The organism is Microvirga sesbaniae, from assembly GCF_025460805.1.
Lineage (GTDB): Bacteria > Pseudomonadota > Alphaproteobacteria > Rhizobiales > Beijerinckiaceae > Microvirga > Microvirga sesbaniae.
In genome coordinates, this window is record NZ_JAMXFJ010000035.1 from 1 (window position 1) to 20050 (window position 20050).

Below are 20050 nucleotides of genomic sequence, written 5' to 3' on the forward strand. Positions count from 1 at the left end.
CAAGCCCGAGTACTGGCAGCGGCACGGTTGTCATGCGTTCGAAGAGTGCGAAAATCCTGACGTCAGCGGATGGGAGCTTCACCTCAAGGGCGTTGTTTCCGTTCGAAGCGGAGCGGCGGGTCGAGTTCTATAAGCTCACCCTCGCCGCGCAGTCACAGGAGGACGCCGTTGCGCATGCGGCGGGCACCATCGAGAACCTGACCGTCGTGGTCGGTGATGTAGAGATCGAGGTCAACGGCTCCGTTTACAGTCTTCACGCGGACGATTCGATCATTTTCCAGGCCGACGTTCCGCACATCTACCGGAACCCCGGCCACGTGATGGCGATCATGTACCTGGTGATGTCCTACGTCGAGACGGTTTGATCGTTCGATCCTACGCCCCGAGTAGGCGCCGCCGCACCTTGCGGGCGGCAGCGCCTTTCAGAGAGGGCCTGTTCAGGCGCTCTTCTTCATCGGCTTGGTCTGCGCGCCCATGGCCGAGCCCATGCCAACGAGCATCATGCCGCCGCACATCATCATGCAGGGCATGCCCATTTCCATCATCCTCATCATGTTCTCGCAGCACATCTTGAACATGTCTGCGGACATGCCTTCCATCGGCATCATGGTGCAGGTCATGGAGCCGTCGGCGGCCATGTCGCAGGACATGCGGCACATCATGCCCGGCATCATCCCACCCATCTGCATCGGGGACATCATGCCACCCATCATCGGCATCATCCCGCCCATCGGCATCTGGGGCATCATGCCTGGCATCATTCCACCCATCATGGGCATTTGCATCTGAGGCGTCATGTTGGGCATCATGCCGCCCATCATCGGCATCATCCCCGGCATCATGTTGCCCATCATGGGCATTGCGGCTGAGCTGGTCATCTGTCTGTCTCTCGTCTGCTGGTCCGAAGTTCGCCAGCGTTTCCGCTGCGTCGAAGAAAAGGATGAGCCTGGCAGGGTTCCACAGCAACGCATCTCGCTGACAGGGCCGCTTCTTTCCTCCAATTTAATGGAGGTCGGGCCAACAGATCGAACAAACCGTCGTTTTATTGGATGCACCTCAGCTTTAGTGGACACCCCCGCGGACCACTCAACCAGCTTGCCAAACCCAAGTTTGTGCTGATCCTGCCAAAAGCAGGTGCCGGAATTAAGTCATGCCGCCGTGGGAGGCTACCGGCGCAGTGCCGGCTGGAGACGGGTGCGCACCCCGGATGCTGCGCTTTCCTCCCATAGGCGGAGAACGTTCAGCGTATTGGCCCCAGAACAGAGGAGTTCCTTCAGCTTGGCAAGTTTGTCCCAGTCTGTTTCGGGGTTGCCGGCCGAAGGGCTCCGCCGTAAGGAGACCGGCGGGCCAATGGAACTCTACCTCGTCTACTCAGCCGGCAATTTCATCCGCTGCGGGCCGGACGCCCCCTTCCTCCAGATCGGCGAGCGCAAGTACGGCAAGCCCATTCTGGATCGGGCCGTTCGCTACAACACGGACCTGTATGAGGCCTTGAAGATCAGCCTGACCTCGATGGACTCGACCATGCGCTCGAACATCGGAGTCGCCCTACCCATTAATCTGGCAATCGCCCGGCGCGATGCGTTCGCCTTCGAAGTGCTCCACCGGATCGAGCCGGGCGAGCCTTACTTCCATGACTTGATCGAGCGCTGGTCGGCTGCCTTACGCGCTGCTCACAAGAGCATTCCGCGTCCACCCTATGGACAGGAGCCGCCATGAGTGCTGGTTGCTGGTGACAGTCTGCTTCAGCGCTGCTTCCCGAAGCAGATTGTGCTCATCCGCTTGGCTTTGTGCCGAAACATCGATCAAGCCGGCCTGATCCGCCCTGATGTGTCGTCTTGCCGACAGACAAAGCATCTATATTCCTGCCACCATGCAGTCGGCAGGATAGTAGTCATGGAGGCCGGAGGTGAGCGACCAGCCCGAGAGCCATTTGATCATCAGCCGGAGCAGCGCAGGTTCGGCTGCATCTGTTGAGGATCATCCGCTGGTGCGATCGTTGCGTTCCATTCTGCGGGAGATCGATGATGAGTACGAGCGGGAGCGCGAGAACCTGCGCCGAACTCTGCCCAACAGCAATGTGAAGGATCGAACCCTAACGATGCTCAAGGCCAGGCACCTGCAGCGGCGGGAGAACTACGTCAGGGAACTGTCGGCGCTCCTGGACAGCCAAGCATGACAGCAACCCTCATCAAAGTGCCCGATCCGGAAGTCTGCTGGTTTTCCACCATGGAAGCCAATGTGTTGCGGCGGCTCGGCGACGGGGCCGGGGTCGACACGATCGCACGGGAACTTGGCCTGGCGGCACCTCTCGTTCAGGAATACGTCGGGTCGGTTCTACGAAAAGTGCGTGAGAGAGCTGACCAGCAGCGCTCCTGATCGACCGTCTCGTCGATCTCATTTCGCCCGGATGGCTTCCAAGCGAGGCAGAGTCGGCATTGGTCAACCGCAGGATGCTTCTCTTTGCCGCGGGCCTCGCGTGACTTACGCGCTCCAGGAATGCGGCCCCTGATGGGATGGGCCGTGCCGGTCAATTCGCATTGACGCGGTCACCGTACAGACCCGCTGGCTCTGCTCGTCTCGCACCTCGATGACGACATCACTGGTATCGCCCTTCGCCAGACGATTGGTGCCGATCTCAGCCGCTGAGCGGGCCGCCGCCTGCACGGCCGCCTCGAGGCTGTCGAACTCGGCTCCCTCGTCATCGTGCACGGGCGGCTTTCCACTCTGAACATCAAAATAGTAGCGGGCCATGGCACTCTTTCCTGTTCGCTGGCCCCGGTTTGGTTTTGATCTTCAACGGCTGTGCCGGTTGCGCGGCCAAGCGCCCTGGCCGAGGGTGCTGCCTCAAAATCCCTCAGCCAGGGCGTCAGCGGAGAGGAAGCCCTCCAACCACCCCGGCGCCATTGACCAACGGCACCAGAGCCTCTGTTAGGGCTGATACGCCACGCGCCGGTACACGCATCTTGCCGTAGCCATGGTAAACAATGTGTATGCGAAGACTGCCACGCCTTTCCCTTGGCCCATGACTTCACGCGCCATTGCATTGAACGTCGGCTGCGACAATTGTGCGCCGCACAAATGGCCTCTTCCCTCGTTGCCTTGTCAGATGCCGGGGAGAGGGTCATGGGTCACAAGAAAAGCATTCCTGCCGCGTGGGGCCAGCGTCGGACACGCTATGATCCGCCTGGTCTTGATGAGGCCATCGCGGCGGCACAGGGCCTGACACACCGGGTCGAGAGCCAGATTGCCATTGCGGCACAATTGATCGGCCTGCCGGAAGATGAAGTCCGAGGGCGCGTGCTGACGGTGCAGGCTCAGACCAGGCCGAGTCGACCGGGGGTTCCCCGAGGACGGCAGCCCAAGATCGTGGTTGTCAAACGGCGCGGTCTCCGCGCCACCTGAGCCTCCTCGTAACAGACCCGTCATGTCGGTTTGCTATCGCTCAAGACGTTCGAACGAGAGCGCACGCACCGGAAAAGAGCGTACAACAACAAACAGCCTGCAGGGGAAGCGCCAGAGGGCTCCAGACACATCAGAGGAGCCATGACATGGTCTTATACACGCTTTGCAAGCTGGCCGCCTTTGGTCGGCTGCCGCTGCCCCTGGTCATCGGCCGTCATCTGACTTGGATTCGCCATCAGCTTAAGCCCACAGATGAAGAGCGCGATGCGGCGCACCTCGCATCAGCCACAGACCTGCATGAACTGGAGTTCCGCATCCGGGGACTCGATCGTCCAGACCGGCACAGACGCGGACTGTTTCATCATTTCTGACGCGTTCACCAAATTACTCGACAACGAGCCCATCTTGTTACTGCGGGAGCTATGCCAGCGATCCGGTTTGGCGTGGAGAGTGCGATGCAATCTGCCTTCGTGGTTGGTCAGCTTGTCCGCGTCAGAGGAACTGGACGTCTGTGTGAAGTAGTGCGCGTTCTTCCTGTCACAGAGGATGGCATGCTCCTGTACGTGATCAGAAATGAGCAAGGGGCAAAACTGATTACACGACACCATGAACTCCGAAGAGCATAGGCCGGCATGCGTGGGCAATCGGCAGCCAGGACGCAGATCAGATACCAACTGACTACAGCTCACATCATGCACTGACAGATGAGATGATCATTCCCTGGTTTCCGAGTCGGGCGACGCCAAAGCGAAAATCATCTGCTCGTTCGGAATACCTTGTAGGACGAAACTGCCGAGAGGCTGAATTGTGTCAGCAGGAAAGTACGCTGCCATCTCTCGCGAACACACAGCAACCTGTTTCATGCTCTTGGCGACTGCTTCCAATCGGCTGATGAGGTTGACTGTGGGACCAACTACCGTGAAGTCCAGGCGATCGGCGCTTCCGATATTGCCGTAAGTGACAGGGCCAATGTGCAGACAGCCGACAAAGTGCAGATCACTCAGCTGAGCGGCCTTCCTCAGGGCTGCCTCCAAGGCACGGCGTGCGCGAGCACAGGCCTCCTCTCGTCCACCAGCTTCGACAGGAAAGATCGACAGCACGCCGTCGCCAATGAACTTCAGAACGTCCCCTCGCGCTGCGCGAACAGCCTCGACGATGACTTCGAGGTACTGATCGAGGCGCTCCAGGAGCTGGTCGGGCGCCAGTTGCTCCGCAAGCGCCGTGTACCCCCGCAGGTCCGTGAGCAGCACGGCCGCTTCGATCTCCACCTGATCGCCGCGGCGGATGGCACCGGCTGCGATGCGTCTGGCCGGACCATCGCCGAGGTAAGTCCGGAGCAGGCTCTCGGTTGAACGCCGCATGGCAGCTGGCTCTAACGCTGCGGCCAAGAACGGGCTGAGCTCCTGAATAAAAGCGACATCCTCCGGGCTGAAGCCACTGACGGCGTCTGTGGTGAATGCGGCCCCTTGCACCGAGCCGTCACCGTAGATGTAGGGAAGAGCAAGATAGTCGGTACTTCCAGCTGCGGCCAGTTCGAATAACACCGGATGATCCTTGGCCGGGTCCAAGTGCTGCAAGGAGCGCTGAAAGCGGGTACGGGTTTTGATCACGTGCTCGAAAGGGCTGCCGGCATAGGAACTCGTCGCCAGCATGCTGCGCGGAACGATGTACTCCTGGGCTTCAGCCCCGCGCACCCAGATGATTCCCCATGCTCCGATGAGAGGATTGGCCAGCCGCTGTCCGAGCCGCACCCGCCAGAGCGGGATGCCGGCCTGCACCAGCCGCTCGCAGGTCTGCGCTACGATCTCGACCGGCGTGAGGCTCACGCGAGCAGGGCCAGCCAGCCAGCTCGCAAGATCGAAGACACGGACATCTGGCTTCCGCCGGCTGGGCATGGTCGTCCCTTCAGAACCATCACGGAGATTACCTGCGGTGCGATTTTGCCATCACGAGGACGATCTCTCGTATCCCAGTATTACTCCTCAAAGCAGGAGCCACTGTCCAGGATTGTCCGAACCGCACTCACCGATGGCCTTGTACAGCCCTGCTTCGGATGATTTCTCAGTATCGCTCCCATGGCACCCTGATACACGCGGGATATCGTCGGTCGTCCAGCGCCGCCGTTCTGAGCCGCTCAAGATGTCGATTAGAGAGTTGGCTAGTTACAGTTATAACAGTAAACCTACCCCTGAGCCCCTGCTTAACTTGGCGGCTGGAAGAGAATTGCCACTTATTGGACTATAACCGTCCTAAGCCGATACTGCGGCCCAGAACTGTAGCCCTGCGCCCACGCTTGCGGAGGTTCCTGTGTTCTGCCGCCGTTTGCCACCCTGCTGGCGCGAGTGCTACCGGGACGGGGAAGGAACACCACGAAGGAGCAGCCGAATGAATGATCAGACGTCGGTGAGCCATGATGCAACCCTGACCCTTCATGCCGGAGCGGGGCCTCGGGAGATCGGATTGCCGGCATCGTCCCCTCCAGTGATGGCGACCAGCTTCTTCACCCATCCAGACGCGGTGGGTTTCTCAGCCAACGATCTGAATGAGGCCGCGCCTCATTTCTACACGCGCTGGAGCAATCCGACCCTCGCGCTGCTGGAAACTCGCTTGGCTGCACTCGAAGGTGGCGAGGCGGCCCTCAGCTTTACCAGCGGCATGGCGGCAATCAGCGCCCTGTTTCTGGATCGCCTGAGCAGCGGTGATCACCTGGTTCTGTCCAATGTCTGTTACGCAGGTGTTGCAGAGCTTGCCCATGATATTCTGCCCAAGCACGGCATCGCCGTCACAGCCGTCGACGCGTCGAACCTTGAGGCTGTGGCTGCGGCAATGCGGTCAAACACCAAGCTCGTCCACGTTGAGACGCCAGCCAATCCGATCCTCCGCCTGTCCGATATAGCCGCCATCGCTAAGATCACCCATGCTGGCGGAGCCGAACTCTCGGTCGATGCAACCATCTCCACCCCACTCGGCACCAAGCCGCTGGCGCTTGGCGCCGACTATGTGGTGCACTCGCTGACCAAGTATATTGGCGGGCATGGCGACGCCCTCGGAGGCGCCGTGATCGGCCGACAGGAGCAAATCGCCGCCTTACGCAAGGGTAGCCTCATCCATCTGGGCGGCTCGCTCTCGCCCTTTGCCGCCTGGTTGATCCTACGCGGGCTAGAAACCCTGGCGCCCCGCATGATGATGCACGAAGTGAACGCCCGCCGGATCGAGGCTTTCCTGGCCGATCACCCCAAGGTGCGGTCGGTATTTTGGCCGGGCTCTCCCCGCCATCCGCAGCATGAATTGGCTCAGCGCCAGATGCGCAACTTCTCCGGCCTGCTGGCTTTTTCGGCCAAGGAAGAAGGTGGAGCATTGGCCCGCCAGCTCGCCGAGCAGCTGCGGGTGGTCTCGTATGCGGTTTCACTGGGCAAGACCAAGAGCCTGCTGTTCTACATTCCTACAGACGACGTTCTACGGTCATCGTTCCACTTGGAGGGGGCGGAGGCCCGCTCCTACCGCGATTGGGCAGGCGACGGGGTGTTCCGCTTCTCGGTCGGGCTGGAAGATCCGGACGACATTATCGCCGATCTGGAGCAGGCGCTCGGATGAGCAAGGCCGCCAAACCTCCTTCCGTTAGCTTAAGTAGGATCCCTAACTTTTCTTCCGGCATCTCTTCGGCTAGCTCGGGGTATGAAAGCTGATAACTCTGTCCTCGCTCCAGCTCCCAAGGTCAGCCATCGCGCTAATCGCCTTTTGGCGGCCCTGGAGCCGGACGACTTCGCGGCACTGGAGCCGCACCTGGACGGGGTTTCCCTGCAGCAGGACCAAGTGCTGTACGAGGCGGGGGATCCTCTGAGGCATGCCATCTTTCCTCATGACACGGTGGTGTCGCTGGTGGCCGTGCTGAAGGACGGCCGCTCGGCCGAGATGGCGGTCTATGGTCGAGAAGGGGCCCTAGGCCTCGTCAGTGCGATGACAGCCAGCCACTCCTTCGGGCGCTACATCGTGCTGAATTCCGGCACTGCCTCCCGAATCGAGCTGGAGCGCCTGCACGCGGTGATCGGCCAGCGCCCGAAGGTGCGCCAACTGGTGCTGCGGTTCGCCGAGGCGATGATGGCCCGGGTTCTGCAGAACGTCGCCTGCAATGCCGTCCACAGTGTCGAAGCCCGCGCCTGCCGCTGGATCCTGAGCATGCACGACCGGCTCGATCGGAACACCGTGCCGCTGACGCATGAGTTCCTGGCCGACATGCTGGGCGTGCAGCGCTCCACCGTCAGCAGCATCACCCGATCACTCCAGGAGGCAGGTCTCATCAAACAAGGCCGTGGTGTCATCACGGTGACCGACCGCGCCAGTCTGGAGCAGACCTCTTGTGAGTGCTACGGCACTGTTCGCAGCAGCTTTGAGCGGCTGCTCCCTCACACCTATGGGAATACCTCGACCACCAATCGACGTCAGCAGCCGCAATGTTCCTGATCCTCGTTCCACGCGCCGGCTGAGCGCACCGGCCTCGCAGGCGAAATCGGTCGCCCTACCTATGATCCTTGGATACAAGCAGGGAGGGTAGAATGTCCGATCACGTCTACAAGGTCGTTGAACTGGTGGGCTCGTCGACGAGCAGCATCGAGGATGCAATCCAAACGGCAATCAAGCGTGCCGACCAGACCTTACGCAACCTGAGGTGGTTTGAGGTGGTGCAAACCCGGGGACATGTGGAGAACGGCGAGGTTCACCATTACCAAGTCGTGCTCAAGGCGGGTTTCACGCTGGAAGGTGAACATCCATAACAGGATACGGCCTCGTGCGACGGGGCGCGATCAGGCGAAACGAAAGCCTGCCCTCAGCGGGTCAAGACGCGCGGCGCTCTACGCTCCACCACAACAGGTTGTCGGCCTGGCGCAACCCGAGCCTGAGTCAGTGGCCGGCTGGAGAGGCGTGGCCTGGCGGCGGCTGCCTTGAGAATCGCGGCTCTGACCTCTGCCTCCGACAAGCCCATCAGCCTTGCGGCAATCTCTGCCTGACCATCAACCCCGTCGGTGAGACCCTGCGCGGCATAGATCGCCTCTTCCAGGGAGGGAGGATTGAAGCGGAGTGAGGTCTGGACGCCAGACGGCTTCTTTTTGGGTGCGGGCATCGATCAGTTCTAACAATAGAACTTGTGGCTACGGATCTTGGACAGGATGTAGATAACGAACATGGAGGCCCCCAGCAGTGACCGGCCTTAGTGGCCGGCGATCATTGTTCTTGCTGCGCTGCAGCATAGAAGGATCGGGCCTTTCCTGAGGAGCAGCATCCTCGAAGAGGTGCTATGCCTTTATGTCATAGCATTCGGAAATGGCGGCTTCTTCAGAAGCAATTGATCGCATCCCTATGTAAATTCTTAGTTTCCATCTTTCGCTCGGCTCGGTTTAAGGCTTGAGGAAGTATAGCACTGGACCTCGGCACCCGGAGCGTTAACGCGACACTCTCCTGAACCTATCAAACAGTTGGTTCCCAGATCCCATCGACGGCAAACGCCTCGCCGTCGCCCGGCCACGGCGGCATGGTGGTTCCCACCGCCGTCAGGGGCTCGGGCGAGACGGAGCGAAACTGGAAGCGGGCTCCAACCGGGATTGAGATGGCGACCCCAGGCTCCACGTCCACGACTTCTTCCCGGTCATGCCAGCGGCGCCACATCTGCCCCCGACCAGAGACGAAGTACCAGACCTCCTCAACGCTCCGGTGCGCCATGGCCCTCGAGACCGCGTGCGGCGGCAGCGTGAAATGCGCCAGGCTGCCCCGGCTCGTGCTGCACAGGACCCGCACCTCGGAGCCATCTGGAGCAGTGGCATCTGGAAGCTCCCCGAGGCGGTTCGTCGCAACCGACATGGAACATACTCCTGCGGGCAGCGGGTGACGGTTACCACATTAGACTAAGCAATGCGATGTCAGGCCTCCGCCAGTGGTCTTCCCCCTGAAGCAGGTGCTCTCAGCAGAGGACACCGGCAGCGAGGCGGCCAGAAACTCCTGTTCATGCGTATGGTCGGAAACATCGCATCTGGACAAGCGGCTAGGAAGGGCAGGTCTCCGTTGCCGGCAGGCACTCGCAGCCAGTGCAATCAACAGGAGAGGTTGCGTTCGAAGCTCATCACTGAGGAAAGGGTTAGCTCGAAAGTCCGTCAGTTGCCCCCGACAACCATTTATCCGCTGCTGCCTGTCCCACATCACGAAGCTGAAGCAAGAACGGCCAATCCAGATTGAGCGCGCTCGATTGGCTCAGCAGCGGAAAGCTCTCCTCAGCCGCGATATGGTGGAGATGTAGCTTGCGGAGCTTGCGCGAGAGAACTGATCCTCCCGGCTCAGCGCCAGACAATGACCGCATGGCAGCGAGAGCGTCCATATCCCGCAGAAGTGAGCTGTTGAAGGTAATCTGCTCCATGCGCTTGGCGATCTCAGAGGATGTTGTTGGCATCTCTGCGCCAGCCGTTGGCATGATTTGCACAATCAGAGCTTCAGAAGCTCGTGAGGCAGAAACCAGCGGGATCAGTGGCGGGTTGGCCGAGTACCCGCCATCCCAATAGGCTTCACCATCAATCGAGACGGCATGATGAATAACCGGAAGGCAAGCGGACGCCAGAATGGCGTCGAGCGTTAAAGCCTTCTCACGAAAGATGTGCAATTTGCCATCGCGTACGCGGGTAGCTCCAATGAGCAGCCGCACACTGGGATTCGCCCGCAGGGCATCGAAGTCAATTTCGCTGGCCAACAGCGATTTGAGCGGGTTCACGTTAAATGGATTGAACTGGTACGGGGATAGGACGCTGGTTGCCATGGCCAGTGCGGCACCGGACTGCGTCCGAGGCGCAGTATCGCTGGCGCGCCTCCAAAAACGCTCCAGTTTCTGTCGCGCACCCAATCGGCCACCTTCGGACAGCCCCGAGGCCAGAAGAACAGCGTTGACCGCGCCGGCACTTGCGCCACTCACAGCATCCAGCACCAGATCATCCTCGGCCAGCAGGCGATCAAGGACGCCCCAGGTGAACGCACCAAAAGAACCACCGCCTTGGAGAGCCAGAGAGAGTCGTCTCCTGCTGGTCTTCGACGCGATGACCCGGCGCCGAATTGGGGCAGGTGCGTCGGCTTGGGTGCCGTGGTCAGGGTGAGAGCCGATCAGGAGGTCTTGGAGTGAGAGTTTCATGGCGAACAAACTGTGCAGTGCACCATAAAGTTCAACAAGGCAGACCTGCTCAAAATGCAGCCATTAGCGGGTCCCAGCAGATTATGCGCACAAAGCAGCTCGTCTGCCGAGAAACTGATCAGTTTTGGCGCAGTCAAGGAAGTGCTCTGGCGATCCATGCTATCGACGCATGGCGATGCAGATTGTTACCCGCGAGTTGCATTGCAGCGATCCTAGCGGAATAATGCGGGACCTAGGGAAAAATGGCGCTCAGTCAATAGCCAGCCTTCGCCAAAAACGAGTGCGGCGTTCTTGATATCAGTTCAGCCGCTTAGAGAAATCGCGTCGCGGCAGAGGCGGTGCTGCTTCGGATAATTTGTCCAATGTGTATGTCTTGGACACAAGCGCCTGATGGCCAAGGGCTGTCAAAATGGCTATCGGAGCGATGTTCAGCTCCTGGTGAATCGCTCTCATCAGTCAATCGTCCTTGGACGCATCGTTGAGTACACCAGGCTCGAAGAGCGACGGCTGTGCTGACTCCGAGATTGTCTCAGGCCGCAAGCCGGTGACATTCACAAATGGAATGATCCGGCTGATACCAGCAGCGAGAATACCAAAGACATTGATCCCCAGGGCATCAATAGTCTTGCAACCTTATGGTCCGCTCCTTGAGCCGGTTGCGTCCATTCCAGCATCTCACATGGGACATCAGTTGCAGCCGCTGGGTTCTCACCCACCTTTGTGCGGATGACCACAAATGTCACCGAGTAGATCCCCTGATGTAAGCACTTGTTAACCATGTGGGCGGATCCTTCTCTTCTGAGAGGCGCCATATGGCTCGACAACCGCTTGTTCTTCTGGTTTCCAAGGATCGACTGACTGGCATCCTGACCAGCAACGGCCTTCTTGGCTATGGGTATGACGTCTTGGTGGCGGCCAGTGTTGAGAAGGCTTTTGAGCTTCTGCGCACAACCCCGCGCATCAGCGTTCTGGTCATCAACGTAGAGTTGGGGAACTTCTCCGAGGGTTTGGCACTCGCGAAGGCCGCCCGCAAGGATGACCCGAAGATCAAGGTCGTCTACACCTGCGGCATTCCCAACAGGCTCCCGGAGCGCGAGAAGGTCACTGGCGCTCCCTGTCTGCGAACGCCGTACCGTCCGCACCAGCTTGTCGGTGTCATCGGGCAAATATCAAACCGGTCCGTTCCTGACGAGCATGAGATGCACGCCGCCTGACATCTCGGATCGGATCTGACGTACTCTTGAGGAGCGAGGTGGCGTTAAGAATTTAGCCCGCAATGCTGGCCTCAGGCCAGTCTCAGGCGCCTTGCATTCGCCTGGACTTGCCTTCGGTAATTCTGCACGACCTGATGAGCCGACCCACCGGCTGCAACTGTCATGGCGGCGTCCATGAAGGCGAGCATCTTCTCTGTCACCATGAGCTGCGCCTCAGCCGGAGTACCCTGACCCATTGCAATCTGCGCCAAGCGCAGGCTTATCACACTTTGCGCTTCCAGGCCGAGCAGAGTTGTATCGAGGGTAAGCCTGACCCAGGATCCCAGCATCATTGCTTCTCCAGTGCTACGGATTGCTTGGCGAGCCGTTAAGCTGATCAAGCAAGCGCCCTTGATGCAATCAGGAAGTATGCACAGCAGCAAACAGACGAGAGCGCCCGACGGCGAGCCGGACGCTCTAAACAGGCTGATGGTGCCTGTGATTACTTTGCACGCGCTGTAGACTTTGCCGGGGCAAAGGTCGCCTGCGCAGCAGAGTAGAGGGCACCGAACGGCGCAAGGCTGTCCTGGGCCAGCTTGGCATAGAGCTCACGGGTCCTCGTCGACTGAGCAATGAAGCCTTCGTAGGCGCTCTTCGCATATTCGGTCTGGATCTCGATCACCTTGTCGAGCGACTTGACGCCAACAAGCTTTTCGAACGTGGAGGCCGTCTGCTCAAACGACTTCTTGGCATAGTCGGCGGTCTCGACAGCGATCGCCTGCGTGCCGGTGGTGGCAACCTCGAGTGCCTTCACGGTCGCGCCAAAGCTGTCTTTGCCGAGCTTCTGAACGGTCTCAAACGGCTGGTTCATGATGGTTCTCCAAATGGGCGCCTTGCCCGCTGTAAGATGCAGCCGCTCAAGATATCGGCTGCTGGCTTATTGTGCATCGCACAATGAAAGTCAAGGCTTATTGTGCGGCGCACAATCGCGCGGTTTGGGCTATATTGCCGCGCATCACGGCCAATCTAACCCGAAGGCTTGCTCCCTCATGCTGCACTGCCATATGAATGGTCGAGCTTGTTGACTGCGGCTGTGTCGTTGTTGCGTTCCACAATCCAACAAGCTTGCCTGCCCAATTGTGCGTACCTGTCTCTGGCGTTCTTTCACCCTTGGCGGGATCTCGCCTTACGACCGCTGCAGGCTCTGTACGGTCGATGATGCCGGATCCTCTGTCCTGTCTGCGAGGAATGATGATCAACCGAACCATCGGCCAAACTCCGCCTGATAAGGCCAACGAACTCTTCGCCCAGCTGCTGGGGACAGCCAATGATGCTGCCGAGACCCGCGAACAGCTGCTCGCAAGCCTGGCCCATGAGCTGGATCTTCTGGCCAATCTGCAGGAGCAGCACCTGTTTCCGGTGCTGGAGAACCATCCAGAAACCGCTGACCTCGTCCGCGAAGCGCGGGATGACAATCAGCAGACCAGGGCTCTTCTGGACGAGCTTGCCGCCACGCCGAAGGACAGCGATACGTTTCTGCCGAAGGTCGAGGAGCTGAGGAAGGTGTTCCAGCAGCACATCCGCAACGACAAGAACGAACTGCTTCCGGTGGTGCTGAAGGTCCTGAACGAGGAGGAGGTCGAGGCGGTCGTCGAAAAGGTTGAGGAGGAGATCGCCGAGGCCACGCGGGCGGCCGGTGACCAGCCGGTCCGGCGCCCGAGGGCTAAACGCACACCGCGCACAAGCGGCAACCTGCTGGCGGCAGTTGAGGCTATGCCGGAGGCTATCCAGGACGTAGAGCAGGAGATCCAAGCGACGGCTCAGGCCAGCCTGCCTGTTGCGGCCGAAATCGTCGACCGCGCCATCGAGGTCACCAGTGTCCAGGGTCGAGTGACATCACACCTTCTGGATCATGCGCCACGGTATCTGCAAGCCGTAGCCCGTTCGAACAGGGTCCTGGCCCGCGGAACCGGCACGATCGCACTGGAATGGTTCGGCCTCAGACAGGAGCGCCTGCTCAAAAACCTTGATGGCATGAACGAGTTATTGGCCTGCCGCTCCATACCGGATCTCGTGAGCCTCCAGAGCTCTCTGATCCGTCAGAATGTTGAGCAGATGATTGGCAACAGCCAGCGTCTCGCGCAGATCTCGGCCCAGGTTGCGCAAGAGGCCACTCAGACGATCATGTCTTCGACGGCAGATCGGCCCATCTCCTGATAGGCTTCATCAAAGCACTCCCGGCCTTGATGCCGGGAGTGCGGCAAGGCCGTGTTAGTCAGGAGACAACCATTCTCTTGGACCGCGGCGTCGTTCATGACTTAGTGGTGATCATGCAATAGCCAAGCCACTTTCGATCCGGCATAGTCCGCGTCTGTGGGCCTGTAGCTCAATGGTTAGAGCCGGCCGCTCATAACGGTCTGGTTCCCGGTTCGAGTCCGGGCGGGCCCACCACATATCGACCCAACGCCGTTTAGACCTGCCCGCTCATCCAAACCAACCCGTCCGATAATGACCGATTCCTCTCCCTCTCAGGAGGCCGACCTCGTCGACCATCACGGCTATCGCATCCGCCTCAGCCCGAGCGGCTTGGACTGGATGGCCCTCGTGACCCGGCCCGACCATAAGCCCACTCTGATCATGGCCCCAGAGCGGGACACGGTCCTGGCTAAAGCCCGAGAGTGGATTGATCACCAGCTGGCCCCGGACGAGAGCCCGCAATGACCTACAGCCTGATCCAGCTGGCGCCCGGCGCCTATGACCTTCTCCTCGGCGACACCATCGTGGCCAGCGTGGTGAGAAGCGGCCTGCGCCAGCCCTATACTTGGACCGCCGAACTGCTTGAGGAGTTGCCGCGGAGCAGGCGGCCCGCACCGTTCCGGGAGGTCGAGCACAGCTTTCCGTCCTTGGAGGAGTTGTGCGCCTGGCTTGGCCACCCAGCTGTGAAGACCAACAACCCAGGCACCGCGTCTCAGGGTGCATGAGAGAGAAACGCCCCGGCGGAGGCGCTGTCTGAAACCTCGACCGGAGCGGGTGTGCCAAGGGAATGACGCACAGCATGAATGTACGTCATCCTGAGCCAGCGGCAATGCGGCTCTCAAAAGCCAGCGGATCACGCGCATCAAGACCCGCCGTGTGACCTGCCGGCTACAGACATCAGCGTCGAAATCCGACACATAGCGTCGCCGAGCGACACGATTGGATCGCCCCTCCCACCATTTTCCAGAACCTGCCGCATTCATCGAGGTCTTCATCATGCCGCCGACAGAGGTTGCAGCGCCTGTCTTTGCTCCGACACATGCCCCGACATTCACACAAGCCGCCGTGCGGTTTGTCGTTTCCTTTGCCGCCCTGATCGGCCTGAGCCTGGTGCTAGCCGCGCTCTAGAGCATCGGACCCAAAAGTTGACCCACTTGTGGGTCCGATGCTCCACTCTTTGAAGAGCGCATCGTTCGGGGCGGACCCAGCGGGCCGCGCAAGCGACCCGAAGGGCCGCGTCAGCGAGTACCGGGTTCACTTTTCGCTGGTGCGGCCCGCTGGGTCCGCACGATGCGCTAAGGCCACATTGTTAGGCGCCTGTGCTGATTCCGATACAGCCAAAGCGCTGGCCATCAGGCATATTGGTCGCGTCCTTGAAGGAACGGCTGGGGTCCGAATCTCCCTGGAAGGGGAGCGCCTCTGCTACGCACGAGGCGCTTCTCTTTACCAGGACAGGACGTGATCGCACGATCATCATGGATGGGAGTCAGGATGAGCTCTCGCGACAAGTGCTGATCGCTACGCTGGTGATCTCGACCTGGCATATGAGCGGAAACGCGGGGTCCTCAGCAGAGGCTCACGCGGCGCTACGCTGACGGCGCCGATGCTCGCAAAGCTCACGGACGAGTGCCGCATCAGGCAGCAGCCCTCCAGGCAGTCACCTGCGGCCCTCCCAAACCCACCTGAATTCCGCTTCAAACTCGGATCCCTTCATGCGGCGGACTACCGTCGACAGACTACCACGGTGAGCGTGAGATAATTGGCCAACCGACGCAAGGCGCCCGAAATGAGGTGGCAGGATCGAGCGCTGCTCGGCCAGGTCGAGCCAAAAAGGAAACGCTCCAGCCAAGAGAGGTTCGCTTTAACTCTCAGCCGGAGCGCCGTAACTCCCGTAGGGGCAACTACTTGAGCCACGTCTCATAGGCTAAGGGGTCTCCATCCATCCGCAACTGAGCAAGAGGAGTGGGTCTTTGGTCCTGGACCACGCCCTGTTTCCTTTCAGGAGTAGCTCCGAAATCCAAATGCTTCGGCGAAGGTCGCTCGGTCCATCAGCCAGGATGTCTGCATGCAAAATGAAGTGACATCGCGCTTTGGATCCAGGCCAGGCAGTCTGACAGTCGAGGCCGCCCGATGTAGCAGCTTGCCAGTTTAAGGATGATCACAGGCTTTTGCTCGCTCTCACGCGAATGCTCCGGTGGCTGTCGATCCAAAAAGCGGATCCTGCCCTAAAATTGACGGAGGTAGGGATAGAAAAGCCAATCGACTTTCTCCTAAAGGCCTATGTGCCGGGCTCGAAATTTGAAGCAGCATTGGCGGATCTGAGAGCGGCTATCGGCGAAACCGGAGGCGCTTAACAGGATCGGCAGCACCGGGACGAGAGGCGAAGATGAATCGAGAACAGCAAGCCGCTCGGATCGAGAAGATCGTTGCGACAATTGCCGAGCGGGCCGTCATCGTGCCTCCTGATCACCGCTCCGCCTACATCGGGGATGAAGTTGAGAAGGTGCGGCAAGCCTTCCTGCAGACCTATGAGGCTGATGAGGGGCTGAGGGGCTACGCCATGGAGTTCGTCGACAAGATGAGCGAGTGGATCGAGGCCCGAGTTCACGCGCTGGAGACCGGGGCATCCGGCGAGGCCAAAGCGGGGGAGGGAAGGGAGGAGCTAAAGTCCTGAGCCAGGAGCGCGCCATCGCGCAGATGGAGCGATCTGCGTTGCAGTCGACGCAGTGAATCTCTCGCATGGCAGACCAGGACGGAGGTTCTGATCAGATTCCAAACTCCGCTGGAGCCGCTCCCCACAGCCGAAGCGGCTTGCCAGGAGACCGTGGCGTTCGCTCGCTTGAGTCGATCGGCACGATGATGGAGGTCATTCCACCATAGATGACAATGTAGCCTTGCTGCCTGAGATCGCGCTCGGCGTGGTTCAGGGTTTCGAGCCAGGGGCGGAGAAAGTTCAGCATGCGAGCCTCACACCAGGAGAGTTCCTTGGGCTAAGCAAGAACCATGCCCAGCTGCCCGATAGAGGTCCGTCGCTAGCGCGGGCAAGCGGCGGTGAGACGATGGCTAACCCATCTCATTCCACGGCGCAGCAAGGGATCCCGATGGTGGGCTCTACCCTCAACTGGGCTGAGACACGGAGGCCCGCCCACAACTTCGTTAAGCACAGCTGAACAGTGCCTTGCCCTTACGTACTAATGCGTACCTCTTAGTGAGTAGATTGGGTCGCATTCCCTTGCCCAGCCAGGATTCTTCATCATTGATGAACATGCAGGATTGGCTTGGGGCGATACGACGGGGGCAGGGGATGTATGGCGATCAATACGGCTGTGCGGTTGGCTCGAATGGAGAGGCAGGCTGCTCCGATCAGCAGATCGTCACGGCATTGCTCTGCGGCAACGCGCTGCTAGGGGCCGGGCTCACGCATCTGCTGACGGGGACCTGCTTTAGAGTTATCGACGGAGGATGCCTCGGAGAGAGCGCATCAACCTGTCAGGCTGATCCAGTTCCAGTTCTCTATGTCATTGACGCCAGTGGATCGCCCCAGCAAACAATCACGCTTGTTGAAGACGCCAAGCGGCACCACCCTTCGGCTCGCATCGTAGTCATCGCCACAAGCTTTGATCTTGGCCTGGTCCGGCTTGCGGTCGCGGCCGGGGTGGATAGCTTCTGCCTCGCTACAGTTGACCGTGAGGTGCTGATCAACGTTCTTGAGCTGACAGTTCTGGGCGAGCCGATTCTGCCGGGAAGCGTGCTCCAGTCCCTGCTCGATGAAGCGTCCACGGTTTCGGCTTTGGCTCCCACCCCGTCGACGTCCGAGCCCAACACTCCTGATCCGCGGGTGGAGAAACTGTCGCCTCGCGAGACGGTCATCCTGCAGTCGCTGATGGGTGGGGAGGCCAACAAGGTCATTGCCCGGAAGCTCGAGATCACGGAAGCGACAATCAAGGTCCACGTGAAGTCGATCCTGCGCAAGATCGGGGCCGCCAATCGCACCCAAGCCGCCATGTGGGCCAACGAAAACCTCCGACCTGGCGATCGCCCGTTCCTCAATGCTTAGCACCTCACCAGAGAGGGTGGTCGCCAACAACCTTCTGCTGAGGATCATCTCGGCTCATCGCCGTCCTTCGGTGCCCACGGAGACATCGGGCGCGATCAGGAGATGCTGGTCGAGTGCCGGGTTAACCACCGGGTTGCATTTGAAGCAGATCCCGCCAAACTGTCGTGCCCTGTCGGTCGTCGCAATGTAACATTGCATCGATTTGATCGACCAGCACCTCTTGTGGAAGGCGGACACCCGATGAGCACCACCCGTGTCTTTCTGCTCGCCTCCTCCCTGGCTCGATTGATCGAGAGGGAGAGAGGAGGTCAGCTTGTCCGACGAGGCTACTTCCCGGAAGGACCAAGCCGCAGCACCCATGTCCAGCTGGAAGGCGAAGCAGGGCACCTCGTCCTGGTCTCACCTCATCCCACCGGGATGCACGAGGATCTGACTGCGATCTCCCGTCTGCAGGCCGAGGCTCTGCTCGAACTGACTGCCGGACAGGTCGAACTCCAGAATGTCAGCGTGGACATCGGCTCCCACATCGCCGCCGTCCACCGCTTCATCAGTCCGGGACCGCTCGATCTGATCACCATCGTGTTCAAGCACGACAAGGCAGCGCGAAAGTTCCGGCCTCCGGCCTGGTTCGGGCCTGAGGTCACCAGTGATCCCAACTATCAAACCCGCGCCATCGCTCTGGCCGGTCTGCCATCCCTTGCAATGATAGAGGTCACGGACGCAGCCCTCCACAGCCTGCTCGATATCTTGGACAATCGCGCTGGCGAGCCCCAGCCGCAGCCATCCCAGGCGGCGCGTGCGCCTGAGGCTTCGGAGCCGGTCTTAGATCCTGCGGCCGAACAGGAATTCGACAGGCTCAACATCGAAGACAGCGTGATCCGGGAACTCGCCCGCTCATTGCAGCCACAGGGACGCTGATCTTGTCGTCAAGATAGTTGAGCTTGCATCGGAGAGGATCCTTGCCTGGATCCATGCAGGGAAAGCACTGGCGGCTTGATCAGCTCGGGGTGTCTGTGTCAGGGGAGGCACAGGTCATCCGCCGAGGATGAGGACAATTGATGGTTGCCGCCCAGGCCGAAAATGATGATGGATTGATCGGCAACTCGCCTCTGACAAGAACCGACAATGACCTACAGCCTGATCCAGCTGGCGCCCGGCGCCTATGATCTCCTCCTCAACGGAGAGGTCGTGGGGAGCGTGGTGCGCAACAGCTCCTATCAGCCTTATACGTGGACAGCGGAACTCCTCGAGGATTTACCTCCAGCGCGCAGGCCGGCACCCTTTACCGACCTCGAGCATGTCTTCGCCTCGTTGGAGGATCTTTGTGATTGGCTCGGAAGTCCGGCGATCAAAACCAACAATCGCCATGGTGACGCCTGGGAGCGGTGAGCATCCCCTTTCGATGGAGTCCAGACAGGATGCTGATCCGCGTTCACCACTGGTTCAGTGGTGAGCCGGCATCTTAGGACACCGGTTGCCCGACCGTACTCCCGGCCAAGCCCAGGACCCTCGCTCCCTCTCATCGTTGGACTTGGTCGGGTTCTCGCCTCAATCCGTAAATGTCGCCCCGTAATGAACCCCGTCTGTCCAGATCAAGCGAACCCGAGCGACCGCCCCATGGTCTGGAATTTGCAGCTGAAACTCCCGGGGAATGTCGGCTGGCTCAGACACCACAACACGCACTCCGGTCTGAGACAGATCCCAAATGGCGCATTCAATCGGTGCCGGAGCCGTCTTGTCTGCAATCCACCCTTTCAAGGGCGCGGAGAAGCGCTCACTCGAACGACTCTCGGACGTTCCAAAGGGCATGCACATGTTCCTACTACGGCGGAAGGCCACTTATAGGAGAGCAGGCTGACTTGGGGCTTTGCTGCTGAGAGAGCCGGCAGACCTGGTATCGCGCCAGGTCCGACGAGGAGCCCGGGAGGGCAGTCCATCCGTGCCAACTCCCGGGGCTCGTCGATAGCTGTCGTCGAC

The 20050-nt window shown here is 60.0% G+C and carries 25 protein-coding genes, 1 tRNA gene and 1 pseudogene; 18 read left to right on the plus strand and 9 right to left on the minus strand.

Annotation, left to right across the window (positions count from 1 at the left end; genetic code table 11):
• Positions 1-365: cupin domain-containing protein (locus OCW50_RS27005; RefSeq protein WP_262299725.1), on the plus strand; the 365-nt coding region annotated here is incomplete at its 5' end.
• Between the two features lie 72 nt (positions 366-437).
• On the opposite strand, the gene OCW50_RS27010 is transcribed toward OCW50_RS27005, so the two are convergent.
• On the minus strand, positions 438-851 hold the full coding sequence (locus tag OCW50_RS27010) for a hypothetical protein (protein ID WP_262299726.1): 414 nt from the start codon (positions 849-851) through the stop codon (positions 438-440).
• A 409-nt stretch (positions 852-1260) separates the two neighbouring features.
• Between OCW50_RS27010 and OCW50_RS27015 the strand changes: the two are divergent.
• The 3 genes and pseudogenes from OCW50_RS27015 to OCW50_RS27025 form a co-directional block, all read left to right on the plus strand.
• A pseudogene (locus tag OCW50_RS27015) lies at positions 1261-1719 on the plus strand (peptidase); the annotation flags it as partial.
• A 190-nt stretch (positions 1720-1909) separates the two neighbouring features.
• Positions 1910-2179, plus strand: coding sequence for a hypothetical protein (locus tag OCW50_RS27020; protein ID WP_262299727.1), 270 nt, complete (start codon positions 1910-1912; stop codon positions 2177-2179).
• On the plus strand, positions 2176-2379 hold the full coding sequence (locus OCW50_RS27025; RefSeq protein ID WP_210808118.1) for a helix-turn-helix domain-containing protein: 204 nt from the start codon (positions 2176-2178) through the stop codon (positions 2377-2379). The genes OCW50_RS27020 and OCW50_RS27025 overlap by 4 nt, the downstream gene beginning before the upstream one ends.
• A gap of 105 nt (positions 2380-2484) precedes the next feature.
• On the opposite strand, the gene OCW50_RS27030 is transcribed toward OCW50_RS27025, so the two are convergent.
• Positions 2485-2754, minus strand: a complete 270-nt coding sequence (locus OCW50_RS27030; protein WP_210808120.1) for a DUF6894 family protein — start codon at positions 2752-2754, stop codon at positions 2485-2487.
• Between the two features lie 372 nt (positions 2755-3126).
• Between OCW50_RS27030 and OCW50_RS27035 the strand changes: the two genes are divergently transcribed.
• Both OCW50_RS27035 and OCW50_RS27040 read left to right on the plus strand, forming a co-directional pair.
• Positions 3127-3405, plus strand: a complete 279-nt coding sequence (locus tag OCW50_RS27035; RefSeq protein WP_210808122.1) for a glycosyltransferase family protein — start codon at positions 3127-3129, stop codon at positions 3403-3405.
• A 146-nt stretch (positions 3406-3551) separates the two neighbouring features.
• The gene (locus OCW50_RS27040) at positions 3552-3776 is read left to right on the plus strand and encodes a DUF3563 family protein (protein ID WP_210808124.1); all 225 of its coding nucleotides are present in this window, start codon (positions 3552-3554) and stop codon (positions 3774-3776) included.
• 342 nt (positions 3777-4118) lie between these two features.
• Here the strand turns inward: OCW50_RS27040 and OCW50_RS27045 are convergent, their stop codons facing one another.
• On the minus strand, positions 4119-5300 hold the full coding sequence (locus OCW50_RS27045; RefSeq protein ID WP_210808126.1) for an adenylate/guanylate cyclase domain-containing protein: 1182 nt from the start codon (positions 5298-5300) through the stop codon (positions 4119-4121).
• A 490-nt stretch (positions 5301-5790) separates the two neighbouring features.
• On the opposite strand from OCW50_RS27045, the gene OCW50_RS27050 reads away from it, so the two are divergent.
• The 3 genes from OCW50_RS27050 to OCW50_RS27060 all read left to right on the plus strand — a co-directional run bounded on the left by OCW50_RS27050 (position 5791) and on the right by OCW50_RS27060 (position 8177).
• Entirely contained in the window at positions 5791-6999 is a 1209-nt protein-coding gene (locus OCW50_RS27050) for a trans-sulfuration enzyme family protein (protein ID WP_262299728.1), read from the plus strand.
• Positions 7000-7143: 144 nt separating this feature from the next.
• On the plus strand, positions 7144-7866 hold the full coding sequence (locus OCW50_RS27055; protein WP_247654377.1) for a Crp/Fnr family transcriptional regulator: 723 nt from the start codon (positions 7144-7146) through the stop codon (positions 7864-7866).
• 92 nt (positions 7867-7958) lie between these two features.
• Positions 7959-8177, plus strand: coding sequence for a dodecin (locus tag OCW50_RS27060; RefSeq protein WP_210808132.1), 219 nt, complete (start codon positions 7959-7961; stop codon positions 8175-8177).
• Positions 8178-8868: 691 nt separating this feature from the next.
• Here the strand turns inward: OCW50_RS27060 and OCW50_RS27065 are convergent.
• A complete protein-coding gene (locus OCW50_RS27065) occupies positions 8869-9258 on the minus strand; it encodes a cupin domain-containing protein (RefSeq protein ID WP_210808134.1) in 390 nt (129 codons plus the stop codon).
• Positions 9259-9532: 274 nt separating this feature from the next.
• Positions 9533-10567: a patatin-like phospholipase family protein gene (locus OCW50_RS27070; RefSeq protein WP_262299729.1), complete on the minus strand. Its 1035-nt coding sequence runs from the start codon at positions 10565-10567 to the stop codon at positions 9533-9535.
• 812 nt (positions 10568-11379) lie between these two features.
• Here OCW50_RS27070 and OCW50_RS27075 point away from each other — a divergent pair.
• Complete coding sequence (locus OCW50_RS27075; protein WP_262299730.1) at positions 11380-11781, plus strand: response regulator; 402 nt, start codon at positions 11380-11382, stop codon at positions 11779-11781.
• Between the two features lie 71 nt (positions 11782-11852).
• On the opposite strand, the gene OCW50_RS27080 is transcribed toward OCW50_RS27075, so the two are convergent.
• On the minus strand, positions 11853-12113 hold the full coding sequence (locus OCW50_RS27080) for a hypothetical protein (RefSeq protein ID WP_373371521.1): 261 nt from the start codon (positions 12111-12113) through the stop codon (positions 11853-11855).
• 149 nt (positions 12114-12262) lie between these two features.
• A complete protein-coding gene (locus tag OCW50_RS27085; protein WP_262299731.1) occupies positions 12263-12631 on the minus strand; it encodes a phasin family protein in 369 nt (122 codons plus the stop codon).
• 197 nt (positions 12632-12828) lie between these two features.
• On the opposite strand from OCW50_RS27085, the gene OCW50_RS27090 reads away from it, so the two are divergent.
• The 5 genes from OCW50_RS27090 (at position 12829) to OCW50_RS27110 (ending at position 16690) form a co-directional block, all read left to right on the plus strand.
• A complete protein-coding gene (locus OCW50_RS27090; protein WP_262299732.1) occupies positions 12829-13977 on the plus strand; it encodes a phasin family protein in 1149 nt (382 codons plus the stop codon).
• Positions 13978-14135: 158 nt separating this feature from the next.
• A tRNA-Ile gene (locus OCW50_RS27095) sits at positions 14136-14211 on the plus strand.
• Between the two features lie 57 nt (positions 14212-14268).
• Positions 14269-14481 carry a hypothetical protein gene (locus OCW50_RS27100; protein ID WP_262299733.1) on the plus strand — a complete coding sequence of 71 codons (213 nt, stop codon included), beginning with the start codon at positions 14269-14271 and terminating at the stop codon, positions 14479-14481.
• On the plus strand, positions 14478-14741 hold the full coding sequence (locus tag OCW50_RS27105; RefSeq protein ID WP_262299734.1) for a hypothetical protein: 264 nt from the start codon (positions 14478-14480) through the stop codon (positions 14739-14741). The genes OCW50_RS27100 and OCW50_RS27105 overlap by 4 nt, the downstream gene beginning before the upstream one ends.
• Before the next feature lie 1661 nt (positions 14742-16402).
• A complete protein-coding gene (locus OCW50_RS27110) occupies positions 16403-16690 on the plus strand; it encodes a hypothetical protein (RefSeq protein ID WP_262299735.1) in 288 nt (95 codons plus the stop codon).
• A 91-nt stretch (positions 16691-16781) separates the two neighbouring features.
• On the opposite strand, the gene OCW50_RS27115 is transcribed toward OCW50_RS27110, so the two are convergent.
• Positions 16782-16976, minus strand: coding sequence for a hypothetical protein (locus OCW50_RS27115; RefSeq protein WP_262299736.1), 195 nt, complete (start codon positions 16974-16976; stop codon positions 16782-16784).
• A 299-nt stretch (positions 16977-17275) separates the two neighbouring features.
• Between OCW50_RS27115 and OCW50_RS27120 the strand changes: the two genes are divergently transcribed.
• The 3 genes from OCW50_RS27120 (at position 17276) to OCW50_RS27130 (ending at position 19462) form a co-directional block, all read left to right on the plus strand.
• Entirely contained in the window at positions 17276-18073 is a 798-nt protein-coding gene (locus OCW50_RS27120; RefSeq protein ID WP_262299737.1) for a LuxR C-terminal-related transcriptional regulator, read from the plus strand.
• A gap of 102 nt (positions 18074-18175) precedes the next feature.
• A complete protein-coding gene (locus OCW50_RS27125) occupies positions 18176-18991 on the plus strand; it encodes a CYTH domain-containing protein (protein WP_262299738.1) in 816 nt (271 codons plus the stop codon).
• A 207-nt stretch (positions 18992-19198) separates the two neighbouring features.
• On the plus strand, positions 19199-19462 hold the full coding sequence (locus tag OCW50_RS27130; RefSeq protein WP_262299739.1) for a hypothetical protein: 264 nt from the start codon (positions 19199-19201) through the stop codon (positions 19460-19462).
• 159 nt (positions 19463-19621) lie between these two features.
• Here the strand turns inward: OCW50_RS27130 and OCW50_RS33505 are convergent, their stop codons facing one another.
• The gene (locus tag OCW50_RS33505; RefSeq protein ID WP_373371522.1) at positions 19622-19888 is read right to left on the minus strand and encodes a PilZ domain-containing protein; all 267 of its coding nucleotides are present in this window, start codon (positions 19886-19888) and stop codon (positions 19622-19624) included.
• Positions 19889-20050 lie beyond the last annotated feature (162 nt).

What these genes read in the sequence shown, in the direction of transcription:
- OCW50_RS27010 (WP_262299726.1), bottom strand. Translation starts at nt 851, where the DNA reads ATGGGCAACATGATGCCGGGGATGATGCCGATGATGGGCGGCATGATG.
- OCW50_RS27025 (WP_210808118.1), top strand. Translation starts at nt 2,176, where the DNA reads ATGACAGCAACCCTCATCAAAGTGCCCGATCCGGAAGTCTGCTGGTTT.
- OCW50_RS27030 (WP_210808120.1), bottom strand. Translation starts at nt 2,754, where the DNA reads ATGGCCCGCTACTATTTTGATGTTCAGAGTGGAAAGCCGCCCGTGCAC.
- OCW50_RS27035 (WP_210808122.1), top strand. Translation starts at nt 3,127, where the DNA reads ATGGGTCACAAGAAAAGCATTCCTGCCGCGTGGGGCCAGCGTCGGACA.
- OCW50_RS27040 (WP_210808124.1), top strand. Translation starts at nt 3,552, where the DNA reads ATGGTCTTATACACGCTTTGCAAGCTGGCCGCCTTTGGTCGGCTGCCG.
- OCW50_RS27045 (WP_210808126.1), bottom strand. Translation starts at nt 5,300, where the DNA reads ATGCCCAGCCGGCGGAAGCCAGATGTCCGTGTCTTCGATCTTGCGAGC.
- OCW50_RS27050 (WP_262299728.1), top strand. Translation starts at nt 5,791, where the DNA reads ATGAATGATCAGACGTCGGTGAGCCATGATGCAACCCTGACCCTTCAT.
- OCW50_RS27060 (WP_210808132.1), top strand. Translation starts at nt 7,959, where the DNA reads ATGTCCGATCACGTCTACAAGGTCGTTGAACTGGTGGGCTCGTCGACG.
- OCW50_RS27065 (WP_210808134.1), bottom strand. Translation starts at nt 9,258, where the DNA reads ATGTCGGTTGCGACGAACCGCCTCGGGGAGCTTCCAGATGCCACTGCT.
- OCW50_RS27070 (WP_262299729.1), bottom strand. Translation starts at nt 10,567, where the DNA reads ATGAAACTCTCACTCCAAGACCTCCTGATCGGCTCTCACCCTGACCAC.
- OCW50_RS27075 (WP_262299730.1), top strand. Translation starts at nt 11,380, where the DNA reads ATGGCTCGACAACCGCTTGTTCTTCTGGTTTCCAAGGATCGACTGACT.
- OCW50_RS27080 (WP_373371521.1), bottom strand. Translation starts at nt 12,113, where the DNA reads ATGATGCTGGGATCCTGGGTCAGGCTTACCCTCGATACAACTCTGCTC.
- OCW50_RS27085 (WP_262299731.1), bottom strand. Translation starts at nt 12,631, where the DNA reads ATGAACCAGCCGTTTGAGACCGTTCAGAAGCTCGGCAAAGACAGCTTT.
- OCW50_RS27090 (WP_262299732.1), top strand. Translation starts at nt 12,829, where the DNA reads ATGGTCGAGCTTGTTGACTGCGGCTGTGTCGTTGTTGCGTTCCACAAT.
- OCW50_RS27100 (WP_262299733.1), top strand. Translation starts at nt 14,269, where the DNA reads ATGACCGATTCCTCTCCCTCTCAGGAGGCCGACCTCGTCGACCATCAC.
- OCW50_RS27105 (WP_262299734.1), top strand. Translation starts at nt 14,478, where the DNA reads ATGACCTACAGCCTGATCCAGCTGGCGCCCGGCGCCTATGACCTTCTC.
- OCW50_RS27110 (WP_262299735.1), top strand. Translation starts at nt 16,403, where the DNA reads ATGAATCGAGAACAGCAAGCCGCTCGGATCGAGAAGATCGTTGCGACA.
- OCW50_RS27115 (WP_262299736.1), bottom strand. Translation starts at nt 16,976, where the DNA reads ATGCTGAACTTTCTCCGCCCCTGGCTCGAAACCCTGAACCACGCCGAG.
- OCW50_RS27120 (WP_262299737.1), top strand. Translation starts at nt 17,276, where the DNA reads ATGAACATGCAGGATTGGCTTGGGGCGATACGACGGGGGCAGGGGATG.
- OCW50_RS27125 (WP_262299738.1), top strand. Translation starts at nt 18,176, where the DNA reads ATGCTGGTCGAGTGCCGGGTTAACCACCGGGTTGCATTTGAAGCAGAT.
- OCW50_RS27130 (WP_262299739.1), top strand. Translation starts at nt 19,199, where the DNA reads ATGACCTACAGCCTGATCCAGCTGGCGCCCGGCGCCTATGATCTCCTC.
- OCW50_RS33505 (WP_373371522.1), bottom strand. Translation starts at nt 19,888, where the DNA reads ATGTGCATGCCCTTTGGAACGTCCGAGAGTCGTTCGAGTGAGCGCTTC.